General features: G+C 59.7%; 16 protein-coding genes. 12 read left to right on the top strand and 4 right to left on the bottom strand.

The window, feature by feature from the left end; all coding sequences use genetic code 11:
- The first annotated feature begins 15 nt into the window (after positions 1-15).
- The 4 genes from RN346_RS12060 to RN346_RS12045 all read left to right on the top strand — a co-directional run bounded on the left by RN346_RS12060 (position 16) and on the right by RN346_RS12045 (position 7206).
- Entirely contained in the window at positions 16-1689 is a 1674-nt protein-coding gene (locus tag RN346_RS12060) for a TolC family outer membrane protein (RefSeq protein ID WP_409335803.1), read from the top strand.
- Between the two features lie 161 nt (positions 1690-1850).
- Complete coding sequence (locus RN346_RS12055; RefSeq protein WP_311961236.1) at positions 1851-3125, top strand: efflux RND transporter periplasmic adaptor subunit; 1275 nt, start codon at positions 1851-1853, stop codon at positions 3123-3125.
- On the top strand, positions 3125-6349 hold the full coding sequence (locus RN346_RS12050; RefSeq protein ID WP_311961235.1) for an efflux RND transporter permease subunit: 3225 nt from the start codon (positions 3125-3127) through the stop codon (positions 6347-6349). The genes RN346_RS12055 and RN346_RS12050 overlap by 1 nt, the downstream gene beginning before the upstream one ends.
- Positions 6350-6531: 182 nt before the next feature.
- Positions 6532-7206, top strand: a complete 675-nt coding sequence (locus RN346_RS12045; protein WP_311961234.1) for a hypothetical protein — start codon at positions 6532-6534, stop codon at positions 7204-7206.
- 76 nt (positions 7207-7282) lie between these two features.
- On the opposite strand, the gene RN346_RS12040 is transcribed toward RN346_RS12045, so the two are convergent.
- Positions 7283-7894, bottom strand: coding sequence for a TetR family transcriptional regulator (locus RN346_RS12040; protein WP_263586588.1), 612 nt, complete (start codon positions 7892-7894; stop codon positions 7283-7285).
- A 193-nt stretch (positions 7895-8087) separates the two neighbouring features.
- Here RN346_RS12040 and RN346_RS12035 point away from each other — a divergent pair, with 193 nt between their 5' ends.
- Positions 8088-9119 carry a succinylglutamate desuccinylase/aspartoacylase family protein gene (locus tag RN346_RS12035; RefSeq protein WP_252106655.1) on the top strand — a complete coding sequence of 344 codons (1032 nt, stop codon included), beginning with the start codon at positions 8088-8090 and terminating at the stop codon, positions 9117-9119.
- 310 nt (positions 9120-9429) lie between these two features.
- A complete protein-coding gene (locus tag RN346_RS12030) occupies positions 9430-10902 on the top strand; it encodes a catalase (RefSeq protein ID WP_311958362.1) in 1473 nt (490 codons plus the stop codon).
- Positions 10903-10963: 61 nt separating this feature from the next.
- On the opposite strand, the gene dusA is transcribed toward RN346_RS12030, so the two are convergent.
- A complete protein-coding gene (gene dusA / locus RN346_RS12025; protein WP_311961233.1) occupies positions 10964-11977 on the bottom strand; it encodes a tRNA dihydrouridine(20/20a) synthase DusA in 1014 nt (337 codons plus the stop codon).
- 598 nt (positions 11978-12575) lie between these two features.
- Between dusA and RN346_RS12020 the strand changes: the two genes are divergently transcribed.
- From RN346_RS12020 to RN346_RS12010, 3 genes are all read left to right on the top strand, one after another.
- A complete protein-coding gene (locus RN346_RS12020; RefSeq protein WP_311961232.1) occupies positions 12576-12911 on the top strand; it encodes a hypothetical protein in 336 nt (111 codons plus the stop codon).
- 120 nt (positions 12912-13031) lie between these two features.
- Positions 13032-13931, top strand: a complete 900-nt coding sequence (locus RN346_RS12015) for a DUF6731 family protein (protein ID WP_311961231.1) — start codon at positions 13032-13034, stop codon at positions 13929-13931.
- Positions 13894-14328, top strand: a complete 435-nt coding sequence (locus tag RN346_RS12010; RefSeq protein WP_311961230.1) for a hypothetical protein — start codon at positions 13894-13896, stop codon at positions 14326-14328. The genes RN346_RS12015 and RN346_RS12010 overlap by 38 nt, the downstream gene beginning before the upstream one ends.
- A 7-nt stretch (positions 14329-14335) precedes the next feature.
- On the opposite strand, the gene RN346_RS12005 is transcribed toward RN346_RS12010, so the two are convergent.
- Complete coding sequence (locus RN346_RS12005) at positions 14336-14503, bottom strand: DUF4113 domain-containing protein (RefSeq protein WP_311962718.1); 168 nt, start codon at positions 14501-14503, stop codon at positions 14336-14338.
- Between the two features lie 165 nt (positions 14504-14668).
- Between RN346_RS12005 and RN346_RS12000 the strand changes: the two genes are divergently transcribed.
- On the top strand, positions 14669-15097 hold the full coding sequence (locus RN346_RS12000; protein ID WP_311961229.1) for a DUF3617 family protein: 429 nt from the start codon (positions 14669-14671) through the stop codon (positions 15095-15097).
- Between the two features lie 59 nt (positions 15098-15156).
- Positions 15157-15729, top strand: a complete 573-nt coding sequence (locus RN346_RS11995) for a hypothetical protein (protein WP_311961228.1) — start codon at positions 15157-15159, stop codon at positions 15727-15729.
- Positions 15730-15739: 10 nt separating this feature from the next.
- Here the strand turns inward: RN346_RS11995 and RN346_RS11990 are convergent, their stop codons facing one another.
- Complete coding sequence (locus RN346_RS11990) at positions 15740-16264, bottom strand: helix-turn-helix domain-containing protein (RefSeq protein ID WP_311962717.1); 525 nt, start codon at positions 16262-16264, stop codon at positions 15740-15742.
- Positions 16265-16544: 280 nt separating this feature from the next.
- Here RN346_RS11990 and gltX point away from each other — a divergent pair, with 280 nt between their 5' ends.
- Positions 16545-18023, top strand: coding sequence for a glutamate--tRNA ligase (gltX, locus tag RN346_RS11985; protein ID WP_311961227.1), 1479 nt, complete (start codon positions 16545-16547; stop codon positions 18021-18023).
- Positions 18024-18094 lie beyond the last annotated feature (71 nt).

Below are 18094 nucleotides of genomic sequence, written 5' to 3'. Positions count from 1 at the left end.
CCCCTTCGCCCTTTAATGTTAGCCGTGCTGACAAGCTCGATCGCGCTGCCCGTTCAGGCGGCAGACTTGATCACCATTACCCGCGATGCGCTCAACAACAACGCCGAGCTCGCCTCCGCCCGTTCCGAATTTTCCGGTGTCGAGGCAGCGCGCGATGTCGTGGGCGGCGAGCTTTTGCCTCAGGTGAACGCCTCGGGTAACGCAACCCACAATCGCCAGTTCGAAAGCCAATCAGCGGGTGGTTTTGAGACCGGCGCGCCCACCGACGGTGGCGCAGGTGCTGCGATCGGCGGCGGACGTGGCGATGAGGATAGCTACAACTCGCTGTCGCTGTCGCTCGAGGCCACCCAGGCACTTTTTAACGCCGCGACGGCGCGTCAGGTCGACCAGGCCGAGCGTCAGATCGACCAGCAGGTTTACCTGCTGGCGGCGACCGAGCAGCAGCTTCTGATCGACGTCGTGACGGCCTATTTCGATATTCTTCGCGCCTATGAGGTGCTCGAAGCCCGGCGTGCCCAGGAGCGGGCGATCGGCCGTCAGCTCGAGCAGTCCAGTGAGCAGTTCGAGGTCGGCCTGATCGCCATTACCGAAGTGGAAGAGGCGCGTTCGAGCTTCGACCAGGCCCGCGCCGAGCGGATCACCGCCGAGAGCAACCTGCAGGTCGCTTTTGAGGCGCTGGAGCGACTCACCGGGCGTCGCTACGCCAATATCGAATCCCTGGGCGACATGCCCATTGGCCTGCCCGCCCCCAGCGAGCGTGACTACTGGGTCGACCAGGCGCTCGAGCGAAACCCCGAGGTGCTGGCCCAGCGCGCCGGTATCGAGGTGTCCCGCGCCGGCGTCGAGGTCGCCCGCGCCGGGCGGTTGCCGACGCTGTCGGCCTTCGCCAACTACCAGTACGCCGATTCCGATATCGACTACCTGAGCGGCCACGACGCCTCGGGCCAGGTGGGCGTGTCGGCGAGCGTGCCGCTCTACACCGGCGGTAGCACCAGCGCCAACATTCGCCAGAACACCTTCCAGCTCGAAAGCAGCCAGTACGATTTCGAATCCCAGCGCCGCGCCACGATTCAACAGGTGCGCTCGCTCTACACGCAGGTGAGCAACAACGTCGAAACCGTCGACGCGCGCCAGCAGGCGATCGTTTCCACCCGAAGCGCGCTGGAAGCGACTCAGGCCGGCTACGAGGTGGGCACGCGTAACATCGTCGACGTGCTCAACGCCGAGCAGAATCTTTACAACGCGATCGCCAACTACGCCGAGTCACGCTATGACTACGTCATCAACCTGCTCTCGCTGCGCCAGCAGTCCGGGCTTCTGGACGTGGCGGCGCTCGAAGAGGTCAACGGCTGGCTGACCGGCGAAGACGTTAATTTCACGCTGCCGGAAACCAGCGACGGCGACCGTTATGAGAGCGCGATGGATATCGGCGCCCCGCCGCGGCGTGAATCCTCTTCCTCTTCCTCCTCCACGACCTACTCCGCGGCCGAGTACGCCCCCGCGCGTCGCCAGCCCGGTGGATACGGCGGTGGCTATGGTGGCGGGTACGGCGGTGGCTACGGCCCGGGCGGTTATCAGCAGGGCGTCTCTCCGCAGGGCGGCTATCAGCAGGGCGGCTCCCCGCAGGGCCTTGGTCAGCCAGAGGTCGGTAACGGCGGCGTGGGTGTCGGTCAGCCCGGCGGCTACTGATACCAAAGGCCTGACAGGCGACATCGCGTAGCAGGCCCTTGAAACGTCAGTCACCAGAACATCGGTCGTCAGAGTGCCGGTCATCAGAACGCCGGTCGTCAGAAGAGCGATCCATCGATCATCGATCGCCAAAAAAAGAGCCATACATGGGAATTCGACGCATGAGAAGAGCGATTCACTCAACGAGAGCGAGTCTAGTGACGCTGATCGCGGCGCTGGCGCTGACCGCCTGCGGTGGTGATGAAGAGCCTCAACAGCAGCAGCAATCTTCCGAGGAGAAGCCACCCCATAAGGTGGCGGTGGCCGAGGTGGAGCGCCAGGATCTGCCGATCGATCAATCCTATCCTTCGCTTTTGCGAAGCGACAACGAAGTCGTGGTCATCGCCCGAGTCGACGGCGCGCTCGAGGAGCGCTTGTTCGAACCCGGTCAGATGGTCGAGCAGGGCGATTCGCTCTATACCATCGAGCCCGACCGCTATCAGGCGACGGTGAATCAGCGCCAGGCGGATCTGCAAAGCGCGCGGGCCGAGTACGCCCGCGCCCAGCGCGACGCCGAGCGCTTCGAGCAGCTTTTGCGTCAGAACTCGGTGAGCCGTCAGCAGTACGACCAGGCCCAGGCCGATCAGCGCGTTGCCCAGGCAAGCGTCGCCCAGGCCGAAGCGGCGCTCTCCAGCGCTAGTCTCGATCTGGACTACGCCGATGTCACCGCCCCGGTCGGCGGCATGATCAGCCTGAGCCAGATCAACCTGGGCAACGTGGTGACCAGCGGCACGGAGCTTGCCACCATCACCCCGCTCGACCCGCTCGAAGTCCGCTTTCAGCTGCCCCAGCGCGACGCCTTCGAGCTTCGCCGCCAGCTACGCGACAGCGACACCAACTCGACGATCATTGCGCGGCTGAGCGTGCCGGGCTTGAGCGGCAGCGACGACGCCGAGCTCGCCGGCGAGCTGGACTTTCTGGGCTCACGCGTGGACAACGGCACCAGCACCGTGCAGGCGTCGGCCACCTTCGACAACCCGGACGCCGCCGTGCTGCCGGGTCAGTTCGTGCGCGTACGTTTGGACGGTCTCAAGCGCTATAACGTGATCGCCGTGCCGGAGATCGCGGTCACTCAGGGCCTGATGGGCCCGCGGGTCTACACCCTGGACGATGAAAACAAGGCCCGCGAGCGCACCGTGCAGCTCGGTGACGTGGCCGGCCCCTGGCAGATCATCGTCGACGGGCTGGAAGAGGGCGATCGCGTGATCGTCGGCGATCCTTCCGGCCTCGAGCCGGGCACGGCCATCGACCCGCAGCCTTTCGATGGTGACGCCGACGACATCGTCCAGGAGGTCGAAGAGGAAGAGGCGCGCGAAGAGCGCCAGCAGGCCGAAGAGGCTTCCGAGATGGCTGGCGGCGGCATGCCGACGGGTGAGGGAGAAGAGGGTGCGCAATAATGAATTTCTCTAACTTCTTCATCGGCCGACCGATATTCGCCACGGTACTGGCGATTATCGTCACGCTGATCGGCGTGATGTCCATGCGCATACTGCCGATCGAGCAGTATCCAAGCGTGGTGCCGCCAACGGTGTCGGTGCAGGCGCAGTTCCCCGGCGCCGACGCCGAAACCGTGGCACAAACGGTGGCCGCACCGCTGGCCGAGGCGATCAACGGTGTCGAGGACATGCTCTACATGACCTCGAACAGCTCCGACAACGGCTCCATGAGCCTGAGCGTGGCGTTCAACATCGGCACCGACGGCGACATCAACACCATCAACGTCAACAACCGCGTGCAGGGGGCGCTGTCGCAGCTGCCCGAGCAGGTGCAGTCGCAAGGGGTCACGGTCGAGCTGCGTTCTGACTCGATTCTGATGCTGGTGGCGTTGACCTCGCCCAACGGCGACTACAACCGCGTCTACATGCAGAACTACGCCACGCTGAATATCCTCGACGAGCTGCGTCAGGTGCCCGGCGTGGGTAATGCTTCGGTACTCGGCGGCGGCGAGTTCGCCATGCGTATCTGGATGGACCCGGACAAGCTGGCGCAGTACGACCTGACGCCGAGCGAAATCGCCAGCGCCATACGCACGCAAAACACCGAGATTCCCGCGGGTAGCCTGGCATCAGAACCGCAGTCCGAGCCGCGCGCCTACACCTACACCATCACCGCCGGCGGGCGACTCACCGACCCGGACGAGTTTCGCAATATCTATCTGCGCACCAATCCGGACGGCTCGTCGCTGCGCCTGCAGGACGTGGCCCGCATCGAACTCGGCGCGTCGTTTTACGGCGTGGATGCGCGCTTGAACGGCGCCACCATGACGCCAATCATCATCAACCAGCAGCCTGGCGCCAACGCGCTCTCCACCGCCGAAGCGGTGCGCTCGGCGATGCAGGATCTGGAATCCCGCTTCCCGCCGGGGCTCGAGTACGTCACGCCTTACGACACGACGCTGTTTATCGATGCCTCTGTGGAGACCGTACTTCACACCTTCATCGAAGCGTTCTTGATCGTCGCGGTGATTCTATTCATCTTCTTGCAGAACTGGCGCTTTACCGTCATCGCCATGTCGGTGGTGCCGGTGGCGGTCATCGGCACCTTCGCCGGATTTTACGTGCTTGGCTACTCGATTAACCTGCTGACGCTGTTCGCGCTGGTGCTGTCGATCGGGATCGTGGTCGATGACGCGATTCTGGTGGTCGAGAACGTCGAACGCGTAATCAGCGAAGACGATGACATCACCGTACGCGACGCCACGGTTCAGGCCATGCGCGAAGTCGGCGGGCCGGTCATCGCGACCTCGCTGATCATGGCGGCGGTGTTCGTGCCGGTGGCGTTTTTGGGTGGGTTCACCGGGCAGATCTATCAGCAGTTCGCCATTACCGTATCGATCTCGGTGGCGCTGTCGGCGCTGATGGCGCTGACGTTCACCCCGGCGCTGTCGGCGATCTTCATCAAGCACAACCTCAATCACGACCGGCCGTCGAAGTTTCGCCGCGCCATTCGCACGCCGCTGCGTCTGTTCGATCGCCTGTTCGCCGGTATCACCGCGGCCTACATGTGGTGTGTGAAAAAGCTGGTGCGCTTCTGGCTCTTGGCGCTGGCGATCACTGTGGCCATCGGGGCGGGCTCGTACTGGATGTACGTGTCCACGCCCTCCACGCTGGTGCCGGAAACCGATCAGGGCATCGTGCTGGCCAGCATATCGCTGCCGGACGCCGCCTCGCTCGATCGCACCCAGACCTACATGGCGAAGCTCAGCAACGAGATCGAAAAGATCGAGGGCGTCGAGTACGCCTCGGCCGTGGCGGGCTACGACCTGCTGGCAAGTGCGGTCAACACCGCGCGCGGGGTCATCTTCGTCAACATGCTGCCCTGGGGCGAACGTACCTTGAGCGCCGACGCGCTGGTGGGGCGCATCATGCAGCTGGGGGCTAGTATCGATGGCGGTAGCGCCATGGCCTTCAACGTGCCGCCGATCATGGGGCTTTCGACCACCGGTGGTTTCACCGGCTACCTGCAGTCCTTCGATGGCGCCTCGACCCGCGAGCTTTACGAAGCCTCGCTCAAGGTCATGGGCGCGGCGAACCAGCACCCGATGCTCTCCCAGGTCTTCTCGACGTTCAACGTCAACGTGCCGTCCTACAAGGCACACATCGATCAGCAGAAGGCGCTGAGCTATGGCGTTGCGCTCGAGAACATCAACTCGGCGCTCGCCAACACCTTCGGTAACGGCTTCGTTAACTACTTCAGCTATCAGAACCGTAACTTCCAGGTGTATCTGCAAAACGAGGACGAATTCCGTAAAACGCCGGACGACTTGAACAATGTCTACGTGCGTGGCGGCAGCGGCGATCGCATTCCGCTCTCCGAGTTCGTAACCCTCGAGCGCCAGGTGGGTGCGTCGGTGGTGTCGCGCTTTGGGGTCTATACCGGTGCCCAGTTCCAGGGCGGCGCGGCACCCGGCTACAGCTCCGCGCAGGCGATCCAGGCGATGGAAGAGGTCGTGCTCGACACCCTCGGTCCCAACTGGGGTATGGGCTGGACCGGCACCGCCTATCAGGAAGCGAACCTGGGCAATGCTGCCATGATTGCCATTGTGTTCGGTATTTTGATGGTGTTTTTGATCCTGGCGGCGCAGTACGAAAGCTGGGCACTGCCGCTGGCGGTACTCACCGCCACGCCGTTCGCCTTTTTCGGCGGTATCGCGGGTATCGTGCTGCGCGGGCTGGATACCAGTGTCTACGTGCAGATCGGCATGTTGGTGGTCGTGGGGCTGGCGGCGAAGAACGCCATCCTGATCGTCGAGTTTGCCGAGCTTCAGCGTAAGGAAGAGAACAAGAGCATTCGCGAAGCGGCCATTACCGCCGCGGAGCTGCGCTTTAGGCCGATCGTAATGACGTCACTGGCCTTCATCTTCGGCACGCTGCCGCTGGCGCTGGCTACCGGCGCGAGTGACGTGAGCAGCCACCATATCGGCACCACGGTGGCGGTGGGCATGGCGTCGGTGGCGATTCTGGGCAGTCTGTTCGTTCCCACGTTCTACGCCATGATCGCCTACAGCGCCGATTGGATGCGGCGCAAGCTGGGCGGCAATAAGCACGATCAAAACGATCAGCGCGGTTCGAGTGACGGGCGCGATGAGCGTGATGATCGCATCGCCCACGATCCACAGTGATCGCTTGGTGATTCAGGCGGGCCTTCGGGCCCGCTTTTTTTTGCCCGCTTGATCGGTGTCAAGGCGCGCCTGGGCAGAGACGAGTAGTGTGATCTAGACTTGCTAATGAACCGTTTGAGTCTGCATCCAATACCATAACAGCAGGCCAAACCGACCAGGCAATCACCTGGAGGAGGCACGCCATGCAACCGATTCTCTCCGCCGCTCTGAATTTTCCGACCATCGTCTTCACCTTCGTGCTGGGCCTTTTAGCGCTTTACTGGCTTTTGGTGCTGATCCGACTGGCGCCGCTGGAGCTTTTCGAGCGTGACAGCCTGCGTGATGATCACATGGCAAGCACATTGGTCTCGCTTGGCTTTATCGGCGTACCCGCCACGCTCGCGCTGACCGTATTGATGCTGCTCGCCGGTGCGCTTTCGCTGGCGCTGGAGCTTCTAGTGCTGCGCTGGTTGGATCTGGGCATGTTGCGCGTGCCGCTGGGTGTCGTGATTCTTTGGGCCACACTGGCCGTGGCATCCCCATTGGCCGCCGTTATTTGCCAAGGCATGGCGCGCGGGCTCTACCGCTTTGCGCCCTTCAAGCGGCGCAGCCTTTTAGGTGTGACCGTGAAGGTGACCGCGCTCGACGGAGCAGAGCATGCCGAGGCCGTGGTCGAGGGAAAACCGGGCTGTAAGGTAAATCTACACTGCAAACAGGACGATTTCTTTACCGAAGGCGAGCGCCGGGTACTGGTGAAATATCTAAAAGAGGAGGGGGCCTACCGTAGCGTCGAGGTACAGACTTACATGGAGACGCGACAGCGTCTGAACCAGCTACGCCTGCGCCACAAGCATCAGGAAACGGCGCACTCAAACTAGCGCGTTGTTACTCTGGCCATCACGCAAAAGCCCGCCAGCACGGCGGGCTTTTGCGATGGTGACAAACGCCAAACCGCTAGCGACGTATCAGCAGGATGAGAGCGTCGATGACCTCGGCGCCGCGCTCGCTAAGCGAATAGCGGTCCGGGGCACGCAGCCAGTCATGAAAGAGCCCGCCAAGCGTTGCCTGCAAGAGCTGGGTGGATACCTGCGGGGTCAGGCCTTCACGAAGCTGGTGCTGTTCGTGGGCCATTTCAAACAGGCAGAGCATTTCGTCAAAACACTCTTCGTTGATCTCGTTTTGCATTTCGAGCGGATTGATATCGCTAAAGAACTCGCAGCGGTGCAGTAAAATCGAGAGCGTGCGCTGGTAGTGAGGCTGCTCCAGACGGTGCATGCCCGCCAGGCACGCGCGGTGCACCGCGTCCAGCGGCAGAATGTCCGGGTCGACGTTTTGAACCTCCTCGACCAGCGACTGAAAGGGCATGCGCACACGCTCGATCAGCGCCATGAACAAATCGCCCTTGTTCTTGAAATGCCAGTAAACCGCTCCGCGAGTGACGCCGGCGTGGCGGGCCACCTGCTCGAGCGAGGTACGCGCGACGCCTTTTTCGAAAAACACCTCTTCGGCCGCGTTCAGCAGCGCTTCGCGCGTGGCTGCCGCTTCTGCCTTGGTTTTTCTAGCCATAAAAGCAACCCTGGTAACGACGTCGAAGGAGCGATATTTTATCTTAAACACCGCCGTTTTACATTCAAAACTGTATGGTTAACTGACCGACGTCATTTGCGCGCTCAATCAACGCCTCACGCGGCCGATAAGCGATAGATCATCCAGCGCCGGCGCTCGCTCTTGCGCGCCCACGCCCTCATCAGGAGTGCTCATGGCACAAGCCCCGTTTCAGATTGCAGGCCACACCCTTCAACCCGGCCAACGTCTACAAATCGACGTGCCGGTGGCGCGCCTTTACACACATACGCCGCTGCATATCTCCATCGAGGTCGTCCACGGGCGCCGCGAGGGGCCGGTCATGCTGGTGTGCGGCGGCATTCATGGCGACGAGATCAACGGCGTCGAGATCGTGCGCCGGCTTTTGCGCTCGCGCTCGATCAATAGCCTGAGCGGTACGCTGATCGCCGTACCCGTCGTCAACGTTTTCGGCTTTTTGCAGCAGACCCGCTACTTGCCGGACCGGCGCGATTTGAACCGCTGCTTTCCCGGGAGCGACAAGGGCTCACTGGGGGGACGCATCGCCGCACTCTTGCGCGAAGAGATCGTCGACCACGCCACGCACATCATCGACCTGCACACCGGTGCCATTCACCGCACCAACCTGCCGCAGATTCGCGCTCAGCTCGAACCCGACAGCGAAACCGCGCGCATGGCGGATGCGTTTGGGGCGCCGGTAGTGCTCAACGCCGAGCTTCGCGAGGGCAGCCTGCGCCACTACGCCCAGTCCCGCGGCATTCCCGTGCTCACCTACGAGGCCGGCGAGGCGCTGCGCTTTGACGAGTGGGCGATCGCCCCGGGCGTGCGCGGCATTCTGCGCGTGATGCGCAGGCTCAAGATGCTTTCCGGCGAGCAGCGCCGCCGCCTGCCCGCCCCGGCGGAACTGGCCAATGGTTCGAGCTGGGCGCGTGCGCCGATCGACGGCATTCTACGCCCGAAGGTGCGTTTGGGCGCGCGGGTCGCCAAGGGCGAAGTGTTGGGCCGGGTGGCGGACCCCTTCGGCAACGATGAGGGCGATGTGGTTTCAATGGCCGATGGCATCGTGATCGGCATGAGCCGTTTGCCGCTGGCCAACGAAGGCGAGGCGCTCTATCACATTGCCCGCTTCGACGAGATCGAGGAGGCGGAAACCGCTATCGAGAGCTTCCAGTCGAGTCTCGAGCCGGTGACCGATCCCATGTATTAAATTCTGTAGTGAAGTGCTGTAGTGAGGGGCTGTATCGAAATGCGTGCGCTGCCGGCCTTCGATAAAAAAGCGCGCCGGTTGCGCCACGAATCCGGCGGCGGGGTGTCATAGTTTGAAACCCCCAATCAAAGCGAAGCTGATCGTCTTTGACTATGGACACTATAGGCAGGGGTTGGCGCCGCCACGTGGCATGATGGTGACATCCTGGCTATAACTGTGGATCAAAGCACCAGTTGGAACGCATTAGTGGCCAAGAAGGCCCGTACAAAGGTGGCCCTCGAGGCCCCGGATCGTGACATGGAGGAAGGGTATGACAAACGGTAAATCCAACACCACCACCACGGACGCCGGCATTCCGGTAGCCAGCGACGAGCACTCGCTTTCCGTCGGCCCGGACGGCCCGATCGTACTGCACGACCACTACCTGATGGAGCAGATGGCGGCGTTCAACCGGGAAATGATTCCGGATCGCCAGCCCCACGCCAAGGGCGGCGGCGCGTTTGGCCATTTCGAGGTCACTCACGATGTCAGCCAGTATACCCGCGCAAAGTTTCTGCAGCCGGGCAAGAAAACCGAAATGCTGGCGCGCTTCTCGACGGTGGCCGGTGAGTCGGGCAGCCCGGACACCTGGCGCGACCCGCGCGGCTTTTCGCTGAAGTTTTACACCGAAGACGGCAACTTCGACATGGTGGGCAACAACACCCCCGTGTTCTTCGTGCGCGACCCGCTCAAGTTCCAGCACTTCATCCACTCGCAAAAGCGCCGTGCCGATAACGGCCTGCGCGATCACGACATGCAGTGGGATTTCTGGACGCTCTCGCCGGAGTCCGCCCACCAGGTGACCTGGTTGATGGGGGATCGCGGCGTACCCGCCAGCTGGCGCCACATGAACGGCTACTCCAGCCACACCTACATGTGGGTCAACGATAAAAGCGAGCGTTTCTGGGTCAAGTACCACTTCAAGACCGACCAGGGCATCAAGTGCATGACCCAGGAACAGGCCGATCAAATGGCGGGTACCGATGCGGATTACCACCGTCGCGACCTGTTCGACGCCATCAAGCGCGGCGACAACCCCACGTGGACACTGCATGTGCAGATCATGCCCTTCGAGGACGCCAAAACCTATCGCATCAATCCGTTCGATCTGACCAAGGTGTGGCCGCACGACGACTATCCGCTGCAGGAAGTGGGCAAGATGACGCTCGACCGCAACCCGACGGACTTCCACTCCGAGATCGAGCAGGCGGCGTTCCAGCCCAGCAACTCAGTACCGGGCACCGGTTTCTCGCCGGACAAGATGCTGCTGGCGCGCGTCATTTCCTACGCCGACGCACACCGCGCTCGCCTGGGCGTCAACTACCAGCAGATCCCGGTCAACGCGCCGAAAAGCCAGGTCAACAGCTACGCCAAGGGCGGGCGGATGCGTATTTCCAATACGTCCGATCCGGTCTACGCACCCAACAGCAAGGGCGGCGCCCACGCCGATCCGAGCGCATATCCGGAAGACGCGGTATGGGAAGCGGATGGTGAATTCGTTCGTGCCGCCTACACGCTGCGTCCGGACGACGGCGACTTCAACCAGGCCAACGACCTGGTCAACAAGGTAATGGACGACGCCGCGCGTGATCGCCTGGTAAACAACATCGTCGGGCACGTTTCCGGCGGCGTGGAAGAGCCGGTGCTGTCGCGAGTATTCGAGTACTGGAAGAACGTCGACCAGACCATCGGCGAGCGCGTCGAAAAGGGCGTGATGGAAAACCGCCAGAAGGCCGGCAAGTAAACCGAGTCTTTCAAGCGCCAGGTAAGCCCCACCCGCCACGGTACGCCGTGGCGGGTTTTTTTTATGCCGCGGTGTCGGGCTCGCGGATCAAACCGAGCGCGTCGTCATAAAGGCGCAGGCCCGCCCCTTCCTTGTGAGCGTGCTCGGACAGGTGGCGCCGAAAGCGCCGCCCGCCCGGGCAGCCCTGGAAAAGCCCCAGCAGGTGGCGGGTGATGTGGTTGAGCTTCGCGCCTTCATCGAGCCGCGTTTGGATATAAGGGCGAAACGCCTGCGCCGCGTCCAGCCGGTTCATGGCCGGACCCGGTTCTCCGAAAATGGCCTGATCGACCCCGGCCAGCAGCCACGGGTTCTGGTACGCCTCACGGCCCACCATCACGCTGTCCACGTGCGCAAGCTGCGCCTGGCACTCCTCGAGCGTCTTGATGCCCCCGTTGATACCGATGTGAAGCGCGGGGTTGGCGGCTTTCAAGCGGTGTACGCGCGGGTAGTTCAGCGGCGGCACGTCGCGGTTCTGCTTGGGTGACAGCCCCTGCAGCCACGCTTTGCGCGCGTGCACGGTAAACGTGGTGCAGCCGGCTTCGGCCACCATATCGATAAAGCGCGCCAGATCCGCGTCCTCATCCTGGTCGTCGATGCCGATACGGCACTTCACCGTTACCGGAATCGACACCGCCGCCTGCATCGCCTTCACCGCCGCCGCCACCTTCTCCGGATAGCCCATCAGGCACGCGCCGATCAGGTTGTTCTGCACCCGGTCGCTGGGGCAGCCCACATTCAGGTTCACCTCGTCATAGCCCCAGGCCTCGGCAATCGCCGCACACTCGGCAAGCTCGCCGGCATCGCTGCCGCCCAATTGCAGCGCGATCGGGTGCTCCACCTCGGTGTAGCCCAAAAAGCGCTCCCGCGGCGAGCCGTGGAGAATCGCGCCGGTGGTCACCATCTCGGTGTAGAGCAGAGTGCGCCTGGTCAACGTGCGGGCGAACGCGCGGTAGTCACGGGTCGTCCAGTCCATCATCGGCGCCACCGAGAAGCGGCGGCCCCGGTCGGCGCTGTTTTCGTTCGTTAAATCGGTCATGGAAATCGGTTCTTTAGCTGTATAAATATATAGCTATAATGTGAGGGTGGCTGAAACGACCGCGACACATAACTGGTAGCGACGAGCCTTGGCTCGCCAGAAGGCCAGTTTATGGCGGGTCGTTTCATGCACGATCAATGGGATTGGCGGTATTGTACGGAAGAAAGGGCAGTACTCACAGCGCAAGAAGCCCGAAAGGCGATAGGAATGCTCAGGGCAGTTTCCGGCTACCGGCATTGGAATCGAGCAAAACAATTGAGACCAAAAGTGGACGCAATTGCGATAGTGATGCAAGGAATGGTGGGTTAAGCTTGCTTAACAGAATTGAAGGTGATGAGCGGTAGTGCTGCCCTGTTTGCTTTGAGCTGAGGAGTACGCAACAGCGGGCGCAGGGAACCGAGCAAGCCATGACCCGAAGTTGAAAGGGGTAGTGGTGAGTGGCGAGCTTAGTATCGAGCGGGGTCAACGGTTAGCCGGGGCGCGCGCTGCGTCTGATGAGTGATAATGAGCTGTTCCAGCCGGAGATGATCAATCCCCAGGATATGCATGATCTGGAGATTCTGGGGCAGTGTGAGATTCGTATTGAGCGGGTGAAGTGATGATGAAGAGCGCGGTTCGAGCCGCTAGCATCGGGTGGGTCGCTTTATGGGGGGCACTGGCATTGCCCGTCAGCGCCGATGGTGTGCCTCACCTCGATATCAAGACCGACTGCCGTGAAACGAACAAGTACTCCGAACATGATGTTTATGAGTCGTGCCTGGAGCAAGAAAAGATCGCCCATCAGCTGTTGAGCGAGGCATGGGACAGGATCTATCCGTCTGTCGTCGACTGGTGTATGGGCAGCATGCAACACGATGGTTGGGAGAGTTACCAGTCTCTATACGAATGCATCAATTCGGAACAGGAGGGGGTACTTGTGCAGTGGCCTTTTTGAGTCGCGGTGCATGAGGGGGCTGGAGATTCTGGAGAGGTTTGAGATTTGGATTGGGCGGGTGGTTTGAGTGTCAGTGATTAGCTAATGTTTTTACTTTTATAAATATTAATAGGGGTTTTTATGCATGATACAAACTACGATAGAAAAAATTTCAATCTTGATTTTTTTTCTGGGCTGCATCATTCACAGGACTCAAAGTTTTGCATTTTTTCTATATTAGAAGAGATTGGTGAACTTGATGTTACACCCCATTATAGACTTGGCTCTTTTGATTATCAGCTGAGATCCTTGGATAAGTCAGGGAATACAATTAAAGGCGTGTTGGCTAAGTTTAGGACCTCTGATTTACCTCACGCAGGTAGCCCTGACGGAACTGAGCGTGAACTTGGTTTAGAAGGTTCTGAAGGGTTAATTGAAAAAAATCATTTTGTTGTTAAAAAAGATAAGTGTGTTATTGTTTTTCAAAGAAACGGCCACGCTGCGCGAGTTGGAAGGCTTTCAGAGTATTTAACTTGTTATGCTGGTGAAACGATAGTGTTTAACCCAATTCTTCAAAAAGACTCTTTTGAAAGGCTGCTAGATGACGATCTAAAACCTGTTAGCTTAGAGCTTTCATATGCTACGCCTACAAATCCTGATCTTTTTCCTGAAGATGACTGGGGTAAGAGAATGGCGATGCTTTCAGATATGGCAAATGGTTCACGTATTAGAGTCGCCCTTAGCGCTGATCGGAGATCTTCAGATCATGAAAAACATTCTTTATCGAATCGTATAAAAGAATCTATTGCTCTTTTGGCGAATGAGCGAAGTACTACTGTTGCTAGAGTTAAGCTAACCGACGATGTATATGATTATCCAATTGATTTAATCGCAGATAGAATGACAGCAGATGAAGAAGTTGAAATGCGAGGAAGGTATCCCGTGCTAGACTCTATGTTTTCCGCTTTGCAGAGGGCTTACAGCGAGCGAAAAGGAGATATTGATGAAATTTTTGGAGAGCCGGATCGCCGTCTTAGTTAGTATTTTGGTCGCTATCGGTGCTGGTTGCTTGACTTATGATTCTCTTGGTAGTTACCAAGATGTGAGATTGACAGCCACTACTTTTGCCACAATTAGTGCGACTTTATTTGGTTTCCTAATGACCTCATTGTCAATTCTTATTGCTATATCTGACAGGGATTTTATAAGAAATTTACGGCTAACCGGTCATTACAAGGTGCTAGTGTCTCAGCTGTTTTCTACTGCTGGGATGCTTTTGGTTTCCGCGATATTAGCTCTTTGTGGTCATGTTGTTGCTAATGAGTGTTATAAAAATCTGATTATATCCTCAGCTTCTTCAATGTTGGTTTTTTCTTTATTTTCTTTTGTGTTAGCGGGTGCGAAATTTAAAAAAGTAATTTTATTATTAATAAAATAATTCTGCTTTATTTCGCGACTGCTATTCCTTCATCTGTATACGCCTTCATCAACTCCCCCCACTTCGTCGTATACCGCAGTCTACGATGCGCACACCGCAAATGCCACGGCGCATTCTTCTCCGGTAGCCCCAAGCACACCGTTCCCTTGCCAATTTTCTCGTTCAGCGCATCCATGTTGGCCATGAGCTGTTGGCTGCGCTGGCGGTCTTCTTCCGTTTGCGGGGGTGTCCACCAGACTGAGCTGTTGACGGTGCTGACCGACGTGGCTGTTAAAAAAGTATTCAAGCCCTTATCGGATCTTCTATCCTCGCTCATCCACCATGCAACCAAGAGAACCCCATGTCACGTCTTAATTCATTGGCCCTACTAGCCCTTTTAATGCCCTGCACGCTGTGGGCGCAGGACGACTTTCAATCCGGGTTGTGGCGTGTCGATATGACGACGTTCAACCTGCCGCGCGCTGAAGATGATGCGCCGGTCTCTAGCGCGACCGATACCTTGTGCCTGACGCCGGAGCAGGCGCAAAGCCCGCAGGGCGTGGTACAAGCGCTTTGGGGGCAGGTCTCCTGTAACGATGTCGAAATCGGCTACCGCGACGGTGGGGCGAAGGTATCGGTGGCTTGTGGTGAGGGCGACAGCGCCATGCGTTCTGTCGATACGCTGACGTTCGATAGCCCCACCGCGTTCATCAGCGAGCTGAAAACCGATTCCCACGGCTACACTGCGCAAACGCTGAGCGAATACCGCTGGCTTGCAAGCGACTGCTAATGACGCGCCGCCACCTTTAATGGTATAGCGTAGAGGTCGGGTTCGTGGGGAGAAACGGTATGTTGAAAGCACGCGGTGGTATCGCGGCGGTGGCGGTGAGCCTTCTTTGGCTTTCCGGCTGTAACGAACAGATGGAGGATGAGCCGCGGGTGGTCGAGGAAGTGCCGAGCGATGCAGTGGTCGAGCAAACCACGAGCGAACCCGAGCGCGCGCTGATCGAGGTCGAATTTTCGCTGCACGCCGAGTTGAGAACCGATCGACGCTTGATGGTCGAGGGAACATCGAATCTGCCGGACGGCACGCGGGTTCAGGTGATCGTGGAGCGTGAAATCAGTCGCGTGCGCTGGCAGTCGCGCACGACCATCAGCGAAGGGCAGTTCACGGCTGGGCCGTTTGGCTCAGGTAGCGGGTTGCCGGACGGCGGGTACCTCGTGCAGGTGCAGTCGAGCGAGGGCAGCGTTCAGCCGCAAACCGTGCAGGACGTGATCGGTCGTGAAGGCGAGAACCTGTCAGGCGAGCTCGTTACCCAAACTCGCCATGGACTGGGGCAGGTAGCCACCTACTCACGGCGCTTTTTGGTGGGGAGCGAGCCAAGACGTACGCGTGACCAGGTGGACGTGATTGAAGAGTGAACAGGGTGCTTTAGGCAGGACACCAGTGAGCGAGTACGACGGCGTGAATCTCTTCACCGCTGGGCGTTTTGGCAAAATGCGCCAGCTGAAAGTGATCGTCACGCTTGACCAGATAGTGACCGGCCTTGTGGAACACGTGCGTCGGGCCAAGCAGCAGGAGATCACCCGGGGAGGCGGGAGCGAAATCCGTTTTGGCCGCGGGCGTGGTCATCACGCAGGGCGCTTTCCAGTCGATTTTAAGCGGCAGATGAGCCGGCGGCGTGAGCATCGTCGCCTGCACTTGCTCCCAAGGAAGGGGGCCCTGGTGCGTCAGTGTCAGAAGCGGCGGGGCGCTATCACCCTCGAGCAGCGTGGCAAGCGAGCACTCCAGTGCATCGGCCAGCGCCACCAAGCGCTCGTGGCCGATCTGCTTGATCGCCCCCGACTCCCAATACGATATCGTGACATCCGACACGCCAACTTTTCGGGCAAGAGCAGCTTTGTTCAGCTTCACTCGTTGCCTGAGCTGTTTAATACGTGATCCAAGCGATTCCATTTTATTTTCCCATCGATGAGCCAAACAAACGCGTTTGATTTACTTCCATTGATACCAATGGCGAGTCTGTTCCTGCTGATGCAACGAGCCGTTGCGTCAGCACGGTCATGCATCATAGGCAGTGTGCCCAAAATAGCAAAGACCCTCCGGAAGCAGCTGCTATATCCTTAGCAACTTTCGTTAGGACGCCAAACCGGCCAGGATGTTCCATCGATAGGCTGTCTGATGATCATTGGGCGCGTATAATGGCGCCCACGCTCGATGTTAAAAGGATATCTGAATGACCGTACGCACGCGTATAGCGCCTTCTCCTACGGGAGACCCCCACGTCGGCACGGCGTATATTGCGCTGTTCAATCTGTGCTTTGCGCGAAAGCAGGGCGGCGAATTCATTTTGCGTATCGAGGACACCGACCAGGTGCGCTCGACGGCGGAATCCGAGCAGATGATTCTGGACTCGCTGCGCTGGCTGGGCATCGAGTGGGACGAAGGCCCGGACGTGGGCGGCCCGCACGGCCCGTACCGGCAAAGCGAGCGCGGCGACATTTACGCCGAGCACGCTCAGAAGCTGCTCGACGCCGGCCACGCCTTCAAATGCTATCGCACCAGCGAAGAGCTCGATGAGCTTCGCGAGGCGCGCAAGGAAGCCGGCCTGCAGCTGGCGCTCAAACCGGCGGATCTGGCGCTGGATGACGCCGAGCAGGCGCGCCGCGAAGCCGAGAACTGGCCGTTCGTCGTGCGCATGAACGTTCCCGTCGAAGGCGTGTGCGTAGTCGAGGATATGCTGCGTGGTCGCATCGAGGTGGACTGGGCTCAGGTGGACGCCCAGATTCTGGTCAAGTCCGACGGCATGCCGACCTACCACATGGCCAACGTGGTGGATGATCACCTGATGGGGATCACCCACGTGCTGCGCGGCGAGGAGTGGATCAACTCCGCGCCCAAGCACAAGCTTCTGTACGAGTACTTTGGCTGGGAGATGCCGGTACTTTGCCACATGCCGCTGTTGCGCAACCCGGACAAGTCGAAGCTCTCCAAGCGCAAGAATCCGACCTCGATCAACTACTACCGCCGCATGGGCTTTCTGCCCCAGGCCGTCACCAATTACCTGGGCCGCATGGGCTGGTCGATGCCCGACGAGCGCGAGAAGTTCAGCCTTCAGGAGATGATGGACGCTTTCGATATCCAGCGCGTATCGCTGGGCGGGCCGGTGTTCGATCTCGAAAAGCTCACCTGGCTCAACGGCGTCTATATACGTGAAGACATGGACGATGACGCGCTGCTCAAGGCGCTCAGAGAATGGGCGTTCAACGAAGAGTATGTGCGCCAGATTCTGCCCCAGGTGCGCACCCGGGTGGAAACGCTCTCTCAGGTCGCGCCGCTGGCCGGCCACTTCTTCTCCGGGCTGCCCGCCATCACGGAAGCCGACTTCGAAAGCGTGAAGCTCGAACGCGAGGAGCTGGTCAAGCTTCTGCAGTTTCTGGTGTGGCGCTTCGAAACGGTGCCGGCCTGGAACAAGGAGGCGCTTCTGGCCGAGGTTCAGACGCTGGCCGGCGCCTTCGATCTCAAGATGAAGGCGTTTTTGGCGCCGGTGTTCATTGCCATCACCGGCTCGAGCGCGAGCACCTCGGTCATGGATGCCATGGCGATTCTGGGCTCTGACGTGACCCGCGCGCGGCTTCGTCACGCCATCGTCGTGCTTGGTGGGGTCTCCAAAAAGCAGGCGAAACGCTTCGAAAAAGAGTTTCGCGCGCTCTAGGCCCCCATTCGTTAGCCACGGCCCGCCAACCGGGCGGGCCGTGCTTTAAGCCGAGCGTGAATTCGCCGCTT

It is taken from the genome of Halomonas sp. PAMB 3232 (assembly GCF_031954225.1).
Classification (GTDB): Bacteria; Pseudomonadota; Gammaproteobacteria; order Pseudomonadales; family Halomonadaceae; genus Vreelandella.
The sequence above is the reverse complement of the archived record's forward strand: the minus strand, read 5'-3'. Positions and strand labels throughout refer to the sequence as shown.

What these genes read in the sequence shown, in the direction of transcription:
- RN346_RS12060 (WP_409335803.1), top strand. Translation starts at nt 16, where the DNA reads ATGTTAGCCGTGCTGACAAGCTCGATCGCGCTGCCCGTTCAGGCGGCA.
- RN346_RS12055 (WP_311961236.1), top strand. Translation starts at nt 1,851, where the DNA reads ATGAGAAGAGCGATTCACTCAACGAGAGCGAGTCTAGTGACGCTGATC.
- RN346_RS12050 (WP_311961235.1), top strand. Translation starts at nt 3,125, where the DNA reads ATGAATTTCTCTAACTTCTTCATCGGCCGACCGATATTCGCCACGGTA.
- RN346_RS12045 (WP_311961234.1), top strand. Translation starts at nt 6,532, where the DNA reads ATGCAACCGATTCTCTCCGCCGCTCTGAATTTTCCGACCATCGTCTTC.
- RN346_RS12040 (WP_263586588.1), bottom strand. Translation starts at nt 7,894, where the DNA reads ATGGCTAGAAAAACCAAGGCAGAAGCGGCAGCCACGCGCGAAGCGCTG.
- RN346_RS12035 (WP_252106655.1), top strand. Translation starts at nt 8,088, where the DNA reads ATGGCACAAGCCCCGTTTCAGATTGCAGGCCACACCCTTCAACCCGGC.
- RN346_RS12030 (WP_311958362.1), top strand. Translation starts at nt 9,430, where the DNA reads ATGACAAACGGTAAATCCAACACCACCACCACGGACGCCGGCATTCCG.
- dusA (WP_311961233.1), bottom strand. Translation starts at nt 11,977, where the DNA reads ATGACCGATTTAACGAACGAAAACAGCGCCGACCGGGGCCGCCGCTTC.
- RN346_RS12020 (WP_311961232.1), top strand. Translation starts at nt 12,576, where the DNA reads ATGATGAAGAGCGCGGTTCGAGCCGCTAGCATCGGGTGGGTCGCTTTA.
- RN346_RS12015 (WP_311961231.1), top strand. Translation starts at nt 13,032, where the DNA reads ATGCATGATACAAACTACGATAGAAAAAATTTCAATCTTGATTTTTTT.
- RN346_RS12010 (WP_311961230.1), top strand. Translation starts at nt 13,894, where the DNA reads ATGAAATTTTTGGAGAGCCGGATCGCCGTCTTAGTTAGTATTTTGGTC.
- RN346_RS12005 (WP_311962718.1), bottom strand. Translation starts at nt 14,503, where the DNA reads ATGGATGCGCTGAACGAGAAAATTGGCAAGGGAACGGTGTGCTTGGGG.
- RN346_RS12000 (WP_311961229.1), top strand. Translation starts at nt 14,669, where the DNA reads ATGTCACGTCTTAATTCATTGGCCCTACTAGCCCTTTTAATGCCCTGC.
- RN346_RS11995 (WP_311961228.1), top strand. Translation starts at nt 15,157, where the DNA reads ATGTTGAAAGCACGCGGTGGTATCGCGGCGGTGGCGGTGAGCCTTCTT.
- RN346_RS11990 (WP_311962717.1), bottom strand. Translation starts at nt 16,264, where the DNA reads ATGGAATCGCTTGGATCACGTATTAAACAGCTCAGGCAACGAGTGAAG.
- gltX (WP_311961227.1), top strand. Translation starts at nt 16,545, where the DNA reads ATGACCGTACGCACGCGTATAGCGCCTTCTCCTACGGGAGACCCCCAC.